Origin of the sequence: Streptomyces sp. CB02923 (assembly GCF_001905005.1) — a bacterium.
In the GTDB taxonomy this organism is placed as follows: domain Bacteria; phylum Actinomycetota; class Actinomycetes; order Streptomycetales; family Streptomycetaceae; genus Streptomyces.
This window is the reverse complement of record NZ_LWKZ01000026.1, coordinates 300,077-313,283: the sequence shown is the minus strand read 5'-3', so window position 1 is coordinate 313,283 and position 13,207 is coordinate 300,077. Positions and strand designations below refer to the sequence as shown.

Below are 13,207 nucleotides of genomic sequence, written 5' to 3'. Positions count from 1 at the left end.
CATGACCAACCCCTTCGAAGACGAAGACGGCACCTACCTCGTCCTGGTCAACGACGAAGGCCAGCACTCCCTGTGGCCGGCCTTCATCGAAGTGCCCGCCGGGTGGACCGTCGCCCATCCCGCCGACACCCGCCCAGCATGCCTGCACTACATCGACGAGCACTGGACCGATCTGCGCCCCAAGAGCCTGATCGACGCCATGGACAACCCACCGCACTGAGCGGGACCCCGGGCGGCCGGGCGGGAGGCAGTCGCCGCCCCCGGCATCGCCCACGGCAGCGACACCGCCGCCTGCCGCTGTACAGCCGTCCGTCGCGCCGAGGACCACCTCCACATCATCGGCGCCGTAGTGGCGTCACCGCATCATCCGCACGGAAGGGGAAGTCCGATGTCCATCCTTGCTGACCAGTGGGGCATCCATCCGCAACATGTCTGGCTGCGCGGACACCGACCGGAACAGCCGGTACATTACGACGAGCGACTGGGCACGTGGCAGGTCTACGGTTATCCAGAGGCGCTCGAAGTCCTCAGCGATCCGAAGACCTTCTCGTCCGATACCGCACGGCTGTTTCCCGTCGAGATCGATGAGTCGGTCATCGAGGGCAACATGGTGCAGACGGATCCGCCGCTGCACGGCAAACTACGCAAAATCGTCAGCCACGCGTTCACCCCGAAGTCCGTCGCCGACCTCGCGCCGCGGATCGACAGGCTCACTCACGAGCTGCTCGATGCGGTGGCGGGCCAGGACCGCATCGAGTTGATTGCCGATCTCGCGTATCCGCTGCCGGTGACCGTCATCGCCGAGCTGCTGGGCGTACCGAGCAGTGACCGCGCGATGTTCAAGGAGTGGGTGGACAAGCTCTTCGAGACCATGCACCAGTTCTCGCTGATCAGCCGCAGGGAGGAGCAGGAACGCAACCTCCAGGCCCAGATGGAACAGAACCGAGTTCTGAACGACTACATCCACGAACACGCCGCCGAACGCAGGCGGAAGCCGCGGCAGGACCTGCTGACCAAGATCGTCGAGGCCAAGGTCGACGGCGAACGGCTCACCGACATCCAGGTGATGAACTTCGCGAGCATCCTGCTGATCGCCGGATACCACACCATCACCATGATGCTCGGCAACACGATGCTGTGCCTGGACCGCTACCCGGACCAGGCGGCTCGGGTGCGCGCCGACCGTTCGATGGTGCCGACCGCGATCGAGGAATCGCTCCGGTTCTTGACCCCGACCGCACTGATCTACCGGGTCACCACCACCGAGGTGGAGATCGCCGGACAGCGGATTCCCGCGAACCGCATGCTCGCGGTGTGGGCCGCGGCGGCGAACAGGGACCAGCGCCAGTTCGCCGACCCCGAAGTGTTCGACCCGGCCCGGCACCCCAATCCGCACCTCGCGCTCGGCCGCGGTATCCACTTCTGCCTGGGCGCAACGCTGGCCCGGCTGGAAGGCCGGATCGCGCTGAACATCCTGCTGGACCGGTTTCCCGAGCTGCGCACACTCCCGGACGATCCACCGGTCTTCCTGCCGTCGCCGGACATGACCGGCCTCAGGGCATTGCCGCTCCGGGCGGGGCGACCCTAGCGGCGGCGCTGTCAAGTTGCGGGTGCGGCTGAAGAGGTGAGGTGAGGATGCGCCGGCGCCGAGGACGGCACCGCGGTCAGTTGGTTGCCGGCCTGCCGTCCGCGAACTCCCCGGCATTGCGTCGGACCGGACGGTGGTCGGGCCTCTGACGTGTTCAATCGACTCCAGGCGCACGGTCTGCGGCCGTAGCGTCCAGGGTGCTGACGGTAGCTTGCCGGCGTGGTGCCTTTACGCCGCTGGGCAGTCCCACTGCCTGCTGAAGGTCACGCGCGATGCTGCGCCGGGATCAGCGATGCCGGGCAGCAGGTAGCGCCACAGTGCGACCAGGCGAGTGTGCAGGTCGGCGCGGCCGGCGGCGATCTGGGAGAGAAGCTGCGTACCGGAATAGGAGCTGACCAGCATCCAGGCCAGTTCGCGTATGTCCACATCCGGCAGCAGTTCGCCCTTTTCCCTGGCGGCGAGCAGTTGCGCGGCGAAGTGGTCGACCCAATATTGGTACGGGGTGTCGTCCGGGGCGCCGATTCCTCCCGTCGACGGCTAGCCGCACTCCGGCGCGGAGCTGCGAGTTGGCCTGCAGTTCGCCCGCGAGGTAGAGGGTGAAGTCGACCAGGCGTTGCAGGCCGTCCTCGCCGGGCGGCAGCTCCAGCCCGTCACCTTGCTCGTTCATGACCGCATGGGCCAGGGATTCCTTCGCGGGAAAATGGAAGTACAGCGCACCAGGGGTGACTTCGGCCCGGGTCATGATCTTGCTGATGCTCGCGCCGCTGTAGCCGTATTCGTCGAACACTTCGGAAGCCGACCGAAGGATCCTCTCGCACGTCTTGACTGCTCGCTCCTGCACTGGCTGCACTGTCTCTTTCGTCATCCCTGGGCATAGTACGGAAGGCGTGCGTATTGCGGTCCAGCGTAGGCTTGCGGAAATTGAGGCGCATATCACAGCGTCGCCTAGGGGTGTCCAAATGGGACCAGTGTGTCGATTCGGTGCAACTCCCGGGTAGTGAGTCAAGGGTAAGCGAACGTCGTTCTCCCAAGGAAAGTGCCCAGGCGTGCCTGACGGCGTCTAGAGCACATATGCGGTGATGGTACGGCTGCTCTCCACGGCGCGGGTTCCTGTTTGGTGCGGAGCGTCCTGACCTGCTGGAAGAGCGGGTGAAGTTGAGGTCGACTCGGCATGGAGCCGCACTGTTTCCCTTGGGCTGGTGATAGGTGTCCGGGTATGCCGATGCCCGATGTCGCTCCGATGCTGGCCGAGCCTGTCGCCGAGCTGCCGGCGATCGGTGCTTACGGATTCGAGGCCAAGTGGGACGGCTTCTGCTGCCTACTGAGCCGGACGGCCGGCGGGTTGGTGTACCTGCATTCGTGTCGGGGGACTTCGCTGACTGCGGCGTTCGGTGACATCGCTGCGGTTGCGGAACACGACCTTCCCGAGGAAGTTCTCTTTGACGGCGAACTCGTCATCTGGCATGACGGTCGACTTGATTTTGGTCGGCTGCAACGTCTGCTGAACCGTAAGGCGGTAACGGTAGGGCACGAAATCGTACAAAGCCCGGCCCACTACGTAGCCTTCGATCTTCTGTGCCGTGCCGGTGAAGACCTGGCTGAGCTTGCCTACGAGCAACGTAGAAATCGGCTCGAAAGCCTCTTCGAGGAATGGGGCCTTGCGCCACCGTGGGCTCTTTGTCCCATGGTCGTCGACCGGGAGGAGACCCAGCGTTGGATGCAGGAGTGGGCCGCCGTCGGAATCGAAGGCATTGTGGCCAAGAACTTGCGGCGACCTTACAAAACGGGTGCCAGAGGGTGGCGAAAGGTCCGCACCCGGCATACGACGGAAGCCATCATCGCTGCTGTCACCGGAACTTTGGCCCGTCCGGACAGCGTGCTGCTCGCCCGGCTCGACGAGCGCCGGCAGATGCGTTTCGTGGGTCGCAGCACCCCGTTGACACATCGCCTCAGTCAGGACCTGGCCGCACAGGTTGGCTGAGGTGAGCGGGGACACGGCCGTTGACGCGGGCCGATGGCGACACCCAGTGCGGGTGCTGCGTATCCGGGCGGAGTTGCAACCGATGGATGTGCCGCCGTTCGGCGCAGCGAATCAGCCTTCCGCCGGATAAGTAGCCGCGGCCTGGCGGTGGCCGGAGCCCGGGTGCTCATACCCAGCCCTTGGTCCGGCTCGTGGGCCGGTCAGTGTGCGCGGGCGGAGCGGGGTGCGGACTGGGGCGGTAGTGCATGTGCCGATGTGGCTTGGCGGGCTGGTCGAGGCGACGCTGCGGGGGACGGCCGACGGGCTGCCTGCCGGGCGAGTTCGTGGCCGAGGTCTTGCAGGGCGGCGGCGGGGGCGTGAAGGGAGATGCAGAAGGACCAGGTGGGCTGGTCGATGCTGGAGCCGCCCCAGGCAGTCCAGGCCGGCCAGCTGTCGGCCCCGACTGCGCGAGCGTCGTACCACAAGCCGATGGCGTCGGCGTCGGGCGCCGACCACTGGAGCCCCCAGGCGCAGTCTGCTTGCCGCCAACCCGCTTCCAGTAACGCGGAGGCCGCCGCGGAGACGGCTTGTACAGGGACCTCGGGCCCGGTAGCCCGAGTCTCCTCGGCGGCGACGGCGTCGAGGAAGGTGCGGATGATCGCGGCGGGGGAGCGGGCGGTGGCGGTGGCGTACCAGAGGCGGTCGCCGGTGGGGGAGTCGTGCTCCGGGCAGTCGCCGGTGGTGAGCCCTTTGAGGCCGTGCAGCTGGTGCATGGCCTCGCCGCCTTCTTCGCCGACCTTGCCGACCTGGAGGGCTTTGAAGCAGTACGGTGCCGACTGCCCGAGCACCGCCGCCAGCTCGGCCCAGGCCGTCTCGTAGTGCCCTTGCCCTTGCCCGACCCGTCGACGTCACAGACGAAGAGCGGAGCGCATACGGCTGGCTCACCTGTGTGCCGGTCTGCGCCGCCGGGCACGCACGCGTACCGGTCGGCGAGACGCTCACCGTGGCATCGGTCCCGATCGCGCCTGACGACAGGCGATGCGACCAGGTTCCAGTCGACGGCGCGGAGGCGGATACGGGCCACCTCCCGAACACCTCGGCCTCCGAGGCCCATGGCTGCGATGTCGAGCCAGGCCCTCGCCCCGAGTTGGAAGAGAAACCCGGCCGGCCCAGGAGACCAGTAGCCGCATCGGGTCTGTTCGCGAGTGGTGGAGGTGGGTCGGATCAGCGGATCGATGCTCTTGAGGGCCCGGAGTCAGGCGGCGCAGCGTTGATCGTGAGGGTGGGTCGTGGGTCCGGATAATCGACACCGTGGTGACCGACGGCGGTCGGCCGACTCCTCTGCGGCTACGGCGGAAATGCCCCTGTCACACCGACGCCCCGCAAGTTGACAATCTGCCATGCACGTCACGCTCGAACCACACGGGGGATTGATGAGTATGCGTCAGTTGTTACGGATCAACACATGCTAGGCGAGAAGCAGTTCCGCAGCCAGGACGTGCCGGCCGTGGACCGGTTCGATTTCTGGCGCGAGCTGATGAACCAGACGGTCGCGCCGCTGGAAATGAGCAGCGACCACGCGGACGACTTCATCGCATCCATGCGTCTGCTGAAACTCGGGCCCGTGGACGTCTGGCCGACGACCTTGCCATCGATGCGCTTTCAGCGGACCTCCAAACTGATCCGGCAGTCCGATCCCGAGTTGTTCCACATGACCTTCGTCGTGCAGGGGAACCTGGGCATCGACCAATCCGGGAAGCAGACCGCACACGGCCCCGGCGACTTGTACGTAGTCGACTCCTCGCGGACCTACGACTGCCACGCGGTCAACGACCGGGGCCCGGTGAAAGGGGTGGGCGTCGAAGTCCCCAAGAAGATGCTGGCCGTGGCCGGGAAAGGGACCAACGAGCTGCTCGGGCGCCGGATACCGGGCCAGGAGGGGTTCGGTGCCCTGCTGACGCAGTTCCTCACCCGCATCACGACGGACACCACCTCCTTCCAGCCCTCCGCGGGCCCCCAGCTGGGGACCATCATGCTGGACCTGCTCTCCGCGCTGTTCGCCCACGAACTCCGCGCCGAGGCCGCCCTCACCCCGGAAACCCGCCGCCGGTCGCTGGTCCTGCGCATCCGCTCCTTCATCCAGCGGAACCTGGCCGATCCTCAGCTCACCCCCCGCGCGGTCGCCGCCGCGCACCACATCTCCCTCAGCCACCTGCACCGCCTCTTCCGGGAAGAGAACACCACCGTGGCCGCCTGGATCCGCCACCAACGCCTGGAACGATCCCGCCGCGAGATCGCCGATCCCGCCCTGCGCCACCACACCATCCATCAGATAGCCACCCGCTGGGGTTACACTCGCGCCGCCGACTTCACCCGCGCCTTCCGTACCCGCTACGGAATGCCACCCAGTGACTACCGGCGCGCAGCACTCGGTTTCCCGAACTGAGACGCACCGCTAAGCGCTGCGCACTCCTTGCTAAGGACTTCACAGAGACAGCCCCTGCATCCTGTGAGACATCCACCTGATACGGGGTGGAATTCCGGGCGCGGAGAGTATCCGGCGCCGCCGGAAGCGAACGGGAACGCAGGACGCACGCTCAACAGTGCGCAACGGGAGCCGATCTCAGGGAGGGTACATGTGCGCCTCACGTATCTCATGTGCTGCGCTGTCCTACGTGACGGCCTCGGTGCTCTTCGGTGCCGTCCCGGCCCGCGCCTAGGGCCACAGGACGAGTCGAATCCCGTACGGGAACAGACAGCCGAGCAACTCTGCGGCCACTGAATTCGCAAAGGCACAGCCGGAACCGTCGCTTTCCACGAGCGGTGGTGGTCCGGAGTCTGCGTCCGGCGCCTCGGTGACAGCGCAGGAAACTCGACAGCAACCAGCAACCAGCAACCAGCATGATGACAAGGATGGATCACATGAAGCGCAAGATCGCACTTTCCATGGGCGTCGCCTCGATAGCCGGCGCCAGCCTGATCGGCTTCTCTCCGGCGGCCGGGGCCACTCCCGCCGCCCCGGCTTCTCAGACCGCCCACTCCGACTCCGGCGATCTGGCCGGGGGGGCTCTGTGGCTGTACCAGAACAGCCACTACAAGGGCGGAAAGAAGAAGATCACGAGCAAGGACGCGAACTTCAAGAACAACTACTTCGACAACGGAAAGAGCCTCAACGACCGCGTCAGCTCGGTGAAGAACCGTTCCTCCAAGGCGTGGAGGCTGTACAAGAACGCCGGTTACCACGGGCCGAGCACGAAGATCCTCCCGGACCACCAGCTCTTCAACCTGCGGTCCACCAGTGTGGGCAACGACGCCGCGAGCAGCGTCAAGTAACCGAGCGAGGAGCGCGGGGTGGTGCCGACCGAGCCGTCGGCACCACCCCGTACCGCTTTCCCACGAGAAGAGGCCGCCGTGACCGTACCCGAGAAGAGGCCGCCGTGACCGTCTCCGTCCGCCCGAGGGCCGTCGCCCTGCTGCTCCTTCTCGCGGCCACCGGCTGCGCGGGAGCACAGGCGCGGCCCGCCGCTCCCCGACCGACGGCGGGCCCCGCCGTCGGCGCGGAAGCCAGGAACCTGATCCTGCCTTTCGACTCCTACGCCCAGTCAGACGCCGACCTGCTCACCATCTCCTCCGCCGAGGACGTGCTCATGGGCGACTGTATGCGCGCCCGGGGCATGACGTGGAAGACGCTGCCCCGTGCCTCCGGCGAGGACGCGGATCCACCGAACCGCCGCCGCTACGGGGTCATCGAACCCGAGGTCGCCCACCGCTACGGATACCACCCGCCGCCCGACCCTCCGGCATCGGCGCAGCACGAGGCCGACGAGAAGGCGCGAGACGCAGCGCTCGCCCCCCGGGAACGGCGAGCCGCTTACGGCACCGACGGTGTGGGCGGCTGCTGGAAGGAGTCACACGACCGCCTGGAACAGCGCATACCGGAATCCGCCGAATCCCTGTTCAACGACCTCAACCTGCGCCTCTTCGACAGGTCACAACGTGACGCCGGCGTCATCCGGGCCGTCCGGGCGTGGAGCGCCTGCATGGCACGCGCGGGATTGCACTACGCCACCCCCGCGCAGGCCTCCGACGCCCCCGGCTGGAACAAGTTCCCACGCGTCACCGCCCGCGAGATCAAGGTGGCCGACGCGGACGTACGCTGCAAGCAGGAGACCCGCCTCGTCTCCACCTGGGCTGCTGCGGAAGCGCGTATGCAACGAGCCGCACTCGACCGACACGCCGCAGCTCTGGAAGCGTTGAAGACGGGATCCGCACGCTGGCTGGCAAGCGCCCGCGCGGTCCTCAGTGGGAAGTAGGGGTCGGCGGCCTGGCCAATGGCTGCCAGTGAATCACTGTCCGTCCTGCGTGCCCGGGCGGCCGGAGCAATGCCCGGCATCGGCCCGGGCCTGGCCGCTGATCTGTTGTTCCGCGTGAAGACGGATGGGCGTCAGCCGCCGGGGAGACGGCTTGTACAGGGACTTCGGGCCCGGTAGCCCGAGTCTCCTCGGCGGCGACGGCGTCGCGTCGAGGAAGGTGCGGATGGTCGCGGTGGGGGTGCGGGCGGTGGCGGTGGCGTACCAGAGGCGGTCGCCGGCCGGGGAGTCGTAACCGGCGATCGTCCAGGCCGTGTCGTCGGGGTCGGCCTCGTGGACGAACTCGGCGCGCAGGGTGAGGGATTCGTGGCTGGCGAGGGTCGTCTCGTCGCTCCAGGTACGGTACTTTTCCCAGTCCCCGTGCGACTCCAGGAAATCGGTCAGCATCGCTTCGTGGGCGCCAGAGCCGGCGGCGTGCACCGGGGCGGGCTCGGTCTTCGGCTGCGGTGTCTCGGCTTCCGCTGGGCCCGCGGGGGTGGTGCTGGGTGCGGCCAGGATGTGAGCGGCGGCCTGTTCGGCGTCGGTGGCGGGAGTCGGGCCGGGACGGACCGCGGCGCCGTAGTGGCGCTCGAAGTCGGTGATGGCTTCGGCCGGGCTGGTGAAGTCAAGGGCGATTTGCCGCAGGTGGTCTTCGCCGTGCAGGTGGACGCTGTGGCCGTCGCGGTAGGTGCCGACGGCGACCGTGGTCCAGCCGTCATGGGCGTGCAGGTGGATGGTCAGCTGTCCGGCAACGAGGTCGTCGTGGATCGTTTGGGCCAGGTCCAAGACCTCGCGGATCTCGTCGCGGTTCAGCCAGTGCAGGGGGTAGCTGGCCCAGGTCCACTCGGTGTCGATGCCTTCTTGAAGAGCAGGGGTGATGTCGACGGTGATGCCCGCCGCGCGCAGGGCAAGGGCGGCCTGCTGGGCGTAGTGGGGTTCCTCGTGGTCGATGCGGGCCAGGACCAGGCTGTGCTCGCCGGTGGGGCGGAAGCCGTGCACGCTCAGCAGAGCTCCGGCGGTGGCGGGCGGGGAGCCGGTGAGGCACACCGTGCGGCGCGGCTCGTCCCAGAACGCGGCGGGTTCCTTCATGTCCTGCGAGCCCGGGAACACGACGGTCCCGCTCAGATCTGCACGGCCCACTGATACATCTCCCGGTTCTGCCAGGTGAGGGGCGGTGCACACGGTGTGGGCGGGGGTTCCTACAGCATGGCGCCGCCGGACACTTCGAGCCGCTGGGCGGTGACCCAGCGCAGGTCATCGGAGGCGAGCGCGGCGATGGCGTCGCCGATCTCCTGCGGTTCACCGACGCGGCCGAGCGCGGTCTGCGCGCCCAGGCCCTCGCGCATGTGCGCGTCGTCCCGCATGGCGCCGCCGTTGAAGTCGGTGGCGGTCGGCCCCGGCGCGATGGCGTTGACGCGGATCTTGCGCGCTCCCAGCTCCACGGCCAAGGTCCGGCTGAGGACCTCGACCGCCACCTTGGAGGCCGAGTACACCGAGGTGCCGGCACTGGTGTGGCGGCTGAGAGAGGAGGAGACGTTGATGATCCGCCCCCCGTCGGCCAGCACGGGCGCAAGCGCCTGGATGAGGAAGAACGTGCCGCGTACGTTGGTGTCCATCACCGTGTCGTAGTCGTCGACCGTGACCGCTTCCAGCGGTCCGAACAGCCCGATCCCGGCATTGTTGACCAGGACGTCCAGCCGGGTCGCGTCCCAGCGCTCCAGTTGCGCGGCCAAGTGGGAGACGAAGGCGGGAAACGAGGTCACGTCGCTGATGTCCAGCCGCAGTGCGGCAGCCGTGGCGCCGGTTTCCTGAACGATCCTGACCGTCTCCTCGGCCTCCTGTGCGTCGCCGCGGTAGGTGACGATGACGCGCAGCCCGTGCCGGGCCAACGCCCGGGCCGTTGCCCGGCCCAGCCCGCGATTGCCGCCGGTCACCAATGCGATCTTGCCTGACTCCATGAGTGCTTCTCCTTCAGGAACGGAACGACGCCGGCCGGGAGTTACTGCCGCCGACCGCATGCGAGTCGAGCGACTCGCATCCCTGTCCACGTAAACACCCGCACAGTGGCGAGTCAAGTGACTCGCCTCGCGATGGGGCATACTGGGCCCATGACCGCAGGACTCTCCGCGCACCATCAACAACTCGCTCAGCGCAAGCGCGAGGCGATCACCGCCGCGGCCACGAAGCTGTTCCTGGAGCGGGGCTATGACGGGACCTCGCTGGCGAAGATCGCGCAGGAAGCGGTCGTCTCGAAGTCCACGCTGTTCAAGCAGTTCCCCACCAAGGCGGCGCTCTTCGAGGCCATCGTCACCGAGTACTGGAAGGGCGGGCCGGACCCGGCGGCACTCGCGACGCAGCCCGGTGACCTGCGCGCCGGCCTGAGCTCGATCGGCCGCCAGTACGCCGACCTGATCGGCCGGCCCGCGATGGCGGCCCTCTTCCGTATCGTCATCGCCGAACTGCCGCGCTTCCCGGAACTGGGACGGGCTCAGTTCGAGCTGGGCAAGCTGCCCTACTTCATCTCCGTCCAGCACTACCTGGAGGCCCAGCACGCCGCGGGCACTGCGGTGGTACCCGACGCGGAGAGCGCCACCAACCAGTTCCTCGGCATGATCGCCAACTACGTCCTGTGGCCGCGGATGCTGCTCGCCGACTGGAGCCCCGCACCTGCCGACGTCGGCCACGCCGTCGACGAGGCGGTCACGACGATGCTCGCCCGCTACGGCCGCAGCACCGGCGACCCGCGGCAATCCTGAGGACTCCGGCGCCGCTGCGGGTGCGAGCGGCGCCCGCCCTGGTCCCCCGGAACGCCGCGGGAGGCTACCGGTCAGTGCAAGGGTGGCAGGGAAGCGCCATCCACGGCGACCCGCCGGCGGCCGTGCCGCCGCCGGGGCCGGGAGGGAAAGACGAACGACTGGCCCATGACCTCCTCCCGCCCCAGTGCCCCCCACCAGCAGCGTGTGACTGACCTTCACCGACGCAGGCCGCGACCGCACGATCCGCCTGTGCCCCTCTCCCGACGGCACACCGTGGAACCACCGCGATGTCCTGTACGGCCCGCAGACCGCGGCCGGCTCCTGGCCCTCGGTGGTTGGCCGGACCGGGGCCGGGCGCGCCGACCGCCTGCTGCTGGCCTGGCGCTCGAACACCCACCAGACGCAGGTGCTGAGCGGGGCGATGCCCACAGCTCATCCCGGTCATGGAACGCATCCGCGTCGGCCGATGCAGACCTGCCCTCCGCGAGCTGTCCGGCATTGCGCCGAACTGGGTGGCGGTCGGACACCTCATCAGCGTCTCCGACGGCACCTACCCGCCCCGGTGACACCATTCTCCAGGTCACGCCTTCGACAGAGGACAACAGCCATGTCGGGCCCAGAGACCAGAGGACCTCGCAGGACCGCAAAAACCATAACGGAGGGGAGCTTGCCGACGACCGCTTGCAGAAGATTATCGTGCACCGGAGCGCCTGCATTCTGAATCTCCAATAATACTTCCGATAGTCGTACTTGTATCGCGGCCGTTCCTCTTGCCCTCCAGGAAGAATCCGATTAATCCGCAACGGGTATTGACTTGCCTGAGGGTGAAATCAGGAAAGCGGAGAGGCTGCACTCAATGGGAATGATCTACGTTACGGCGAGCCGGAAGGGCTGGCTGCGGCACATCGGTGCCGCAGCCACCGTCATGGGCGCTTGTGGCGCGGTACTGGTCGCACCCGCTTCACCGGCAGATGCGGCCGTAGCGGCCTGCACGGTCAACGGCGTCCCGATGAACGCCACCGTGGTCTCCGGAACAGCAGGCAGCGACGTCATCAGTTGCGGACGTATCCCCGCCGGAGTGACGGTCAACGGGCTGGGCGGGAATGACGAGATCACCGCCCGGCCGCAGAGTTGCGGCGATGCGAACGCAGGGAGCATCAACGGTGGCCCTGGGAACGATCGCATCCTGGTGAGCGCGGCCTGCGGGGGAGACGGCAATAACGGTCTCATCAACGCAGGCGAGGGTGACGACAGCGTCACCGCGCGGGGCGGCGATGGGGCATACGCCATCACGAAGTCGGGCGGAGACGGAAACAACGCAACGATCGAGGGAGGAGGTGGAAGGGACGACATCACGGTACGAGGAGGCAACGGAGCGGAAGGCGGCAGAAACGACGGGATCGACGGTGGGGCCGGGGGCTACGGCAACGACGGGACCGTCACCGCTGCTGGAACGATCACCGCATATGGAGGAGCCGGCGGCCCCGGGAGGGCGGTCTTCAACCCCACGACCAACGACGCAGACGGCGGCCGGGGAGGCGACGGCAACAACAGGACGATCAGGTTCCGGGCCGGAGAAGGCAACCTCCTTCGCCTCTTCGGCGGCAACGGGGGATACGCAGATCCTGCCTCAGCGGGCGAGGGAGGCCGTGGCGGGGACGGAAACGACGCCTCCATCACTGTGTTCGCAAACGTGCAATCCACCGGAGGCAACGGCGGGAACGCAGGCGCGAACGGCTCAGACGGAGGCGACGGCGGGGACGGCACAAACCGAAGCATCCGCGTCACCGGGATTTATGCCGCTGGCGGCAACACCCTGACCGGAGGGAACGGAGGCGTGGGCAGGCCGTGCGGACGCGCCGGTGAAGGCAACGACTCAACCGTGACCGGAGCCTTCAGTATCCGAAACGGCACCTCCTGCTAGGAGCTGTTCGGGGTTCGGATCATGTGGTTGAGGTGACGCGCTTCAGCCACATGATCTTGACTCTGTCGGGTGACGACCCCGCCTCGGCCCGGGAAGATCACGAAGCAGCCAATTCCGGCCCCGAACCTGCGCGGCAGGAAAGACGACGGGACACCGCGCTGGACACGGGGCGTGCACGGTGCGGCCGCTTGCGCCGCTCGATCTCCTCGGAGGTGAGGTGGCCGGAGCCGCGGTTTGCGGTCACACCTACTCCGGGGCGGGAGGCCATCAGGTCCCGATGGTCCCGCCCCGGTCCGCCTTAGCTACTTCCGTCACTCATGCCGCACGCGACCACGGCGACTCAGACCGCAACTCACGCTCCGCCCGCCCCTTGAGCCACGAATGCATCCGCGCGTCAAACTCGACCTGGTCACGGTACGTGTCCTCAGCCGTCCACTGCCCGGAATGCACCCTTCGGTGATAGACAACGTCGGAAAGCAGTTCGCCGGCCGAGCGTGCACATACGCCAATCAGGAAGCTGTAGTCCTCGCCCGTGTTGAGACCGCCATGTCCGACCGCCTGAGCGAGCCGCGTGTCGGTCAGCAGCATGCAGTGGCCCAACGGCGGCTTACTCGCCTGGGGATCTGGACA

13 protein-coding genes and 1 pseudogene are annotated in these 13,207 nt (G+C 67.5%); 8 read left to right on the top strand and 6 right to left on the bottom strand.

What is annotated here, in order from left to right:
- Position 1: 1 nt before the first annotated feature.
- Together A6A06_RS33080 and A6A06_RS33075 are read left to right on the top strand one after the other, a co-directional pair.
- On the top strand, positions 2-220 hold the full coding sequence (locus A6A06_RS33080) for an MbtH family protein (RefSeq protein WP_073766511.1): 219 nt from the start codon (positions 2-4) through the stop codon (positions 218-220).
- Between the two features lie 168 nt (positions 221-388).
- The gene (locus A6A06_RS33075; RefSeq protein WP_073766509.1) at positions 389-1,588 is read left to right on the top strand and encodes a cytochrome P450; all 1,200 of its coding nucleotides are present in this window, start codon (positions 389-391) and stop codon (positions 1,586-1,588) included.
- Positions 1,589-1,816: 228 nt separating this feature from the next.
- Here the strand turns inward: A6A06_RS33075 and A6A06_RS43840 are convergent, their stop codons facing one another.
- Together A6A06_RS43840 and A6A06_RS43835 are read right to left on the bottom strand one after the other, a co-directional pair.
- Positions 1,817-2,053, bottom strand: a complete 237-nt coding sequence (locus tag A6A06_RS43840) for a hypothetical protein (protein WP_443333817.1) — start codon at positions 2,051-2,053, stop codon at positions 1,817-1,819.
- Positions 2,054-2,315: 262 nt separating this feature from the next.
- A pseudogene (locus A6A06_RS43835) lies at positions 2,316-2,453 on the bottom strand (ScbR family autoregulator-binding transcription factor); the annotation flags it as partial.
- Between the two features lie 351 nt (positions 2,454-2,804).
- Here A6A06_RS43835 and A6A06_RS33065 point away from each other — a divergent pair.
- A complete protein-coding gene (locus A6A06_RS33065; protein ID WP_199931334.1) occupies positions 2,805-3,569 on the top strand; it encodes an ATP-dependent DNA ligase in 765 nt (254 codons plus the stop codon).
- A 200-nt stretch (positions 3,570-3,769) separates the two neighbouring features.
- On the opposite strand, the gene A6A06_RS33060 is transcribed toward A6A06_RS33065, so the two are convergent.
- Positions 3,770-4,396 carry a hypothetical protein gene (locus A6A06_RS33060; RefSeq protein ID WP_073766507.1) on the bottom strand — a complete coding sequence of 209 codons (627 nt, stop codon included), beginning with the start codon at positions 4,394-4,396 and terminating at the stop codon, positions 3,770-3,772.
- Between the two features lie 617 nt (positions 4,397-5,013).
- Here A6A06_RS33060 and A6A06_RS33055 point away from each other — a divergent pair.
- From A6A06_RS33055 to A6A06_RS33045, 3 genes are all read left to right on the top strand, one after another.
- A complete protein-coding gene (locus tag A6A06_RS33055; protein ID WP_073766505.1) occupies positions 5,014-5,994 on the top strand; it encodes a helix-turn-helix domain-containing protein in 981 nt (326 codons plus the stop codon).
- Positions 5,995-6,470: 476 nt separating this feature from the next.
- Positions 6,471-6,881, top strand: coding sequence for a peptidase inhibitor family I36 protein (locus tag A6A06_RS33050; protein ID WP_073766503.1), 411 nt, complete (start codon positions 6,471-6,473; stop codon positions 6,879-6,881).
- A gap of 104 nt (positions 6,882-6,985) precedes the next feature.
- On the top strand, positions 6,986-7,861 hold the full coding sequence (locus A6A06_RS33045; RefSeq protein WP_079194526.1) for a hypothetical protein: 876 nt from the start codon (positions 6,986-6,988) through the stop codon (positions 7,859-7,861).
- Between the two features lie 33 nt (positions 7,862-7,894).
- On the opposite strand, the gene A6A06_RS33040 is transcribed toward A6A06_RS33045, so the two are convergent.
- Entirely contained in the window at positions 7,895-9,037 is a 1,143-nt protein-coding gene (locus A6A06_RS33040) for a DUF317 domain-containing protein (protein WP_073766501.1), read from the bottom strand.
- A gap of 59 nt (positions 9,038-9,096) precedes the next feature.
- Positions 9,097-9,855, bottom strand: coding sequence for an SDR family NAD(P)-dependent oxidoreductase (locus tag A6A06_RS33035; RefSeq protein WP_073766499.1), 759 nt, complete (start codon positions 9,853-9,855; stop codon positions 9,097-9,099).
- A gap of 150 nt (positions 9,856-10,005) precedes the next feature.
- Between A6A06_RS33035 and A6A06_RS33030 the strand changes: the two genes are divergently transcribed.
- Entirely contained in the window at positions 10,006-10,653 is a 648-nt protein-coding gene (locus A6A06_RS33030; RefSeq protein WP_073766497.1) for a TetR/AcrR family transcriptional regulator, read from the top strand.
- An 856-nt stretch (positions 10,654-11,509) separates the two neighbouring features.
- Entirely contained in the window at positions 11,510-12,577 is a 1,068-nt protein-coding gene (locus tag A6A06_RS42340; protein WP_199931333.1) for a hypothetical protein, read from the top strand.
- Between the two features lie 315 nt (positions 12,578-12,892).
- On the opposite strand, the gene A6A06_RS33020 is transcribed toward A6A06_RS42340, so the two are convergent.
- Positions 12,893-13,165: a hypothetical protein gene (locus tag A6A06_RS33020; RefSeq protein WP_199931332.1), complete on the bottom strand. Its 273-nt coding sequence runs from the start codon at positions 13,163-13,165 to the stop codon at positions 12,893-12,895.
- Between the last annotated feature and the right edge of the window lie 42 nt (positions 13,166-13,207).

Coding starts and splice junctions, on each gene's coding strand:
- A6A06_RS33020 (WP_199931332.1), bottom strand. CDS start 13,165: ATGCTGCTGACCGACACGCGGCTCGCTCAGGCGGTCGGACATGGCGGT.
- A6A06_RS42340 (WP_199931333.1), top strand. CDS start 11,510: ATGGGAATGATCTACGTTACGGCGAGCCGGAAGGGCTGGCTGCGGCAC.
- A6A06_RS33065 (WP_199931334.1), top strand. CDS start 2,805: ATGCCGATGCCCGATGTCGCTCCGATGCTGGCCGAGCCTGTCGCCGAG.
- A6A06_RS33030 (WP_073766497.1), top strand. CDS start 10,006: ATGACCGCAGGACTCTCCGCGCACCATCAACAACTCGCTCAGCGCAAG.
- A6A06_RS33075 (WP_073766509.1), top strand. CDS start 389: ATGTCCATCCTTGCTGACCAGTGGGGCATCCATCCGCAACATGTCTGG.
- A6A06_RS33035 (WP_073766499.1), bottom strand. CDS start 9,855: ATGGAGTCAGGCAAGATCGCATTGGTGACCGGCGGCAATCGCGGGCTG.
- A6A06_RS33080 (WP_073766511.1), top strand. CDS start 2: ATGACCAACCCCTTCGAAGACGAAGACGGCACCTACCTCGTCCTGGTC.
- A6A06_RS33050 (WP_073766503.1), top strand. CDS start 6,471: ATGAAGCGCAAGATCGCACTTTCCATGGGCGTCGCCTCGATAGCCGGC.
- A6A06_RS33055 (WP_073766505.1), top strand. CDS start 5,014: ATGCTAGGCGAGAAGCAGTTCCGCAGCCAGGACGTGCCGGCCGTGGAC.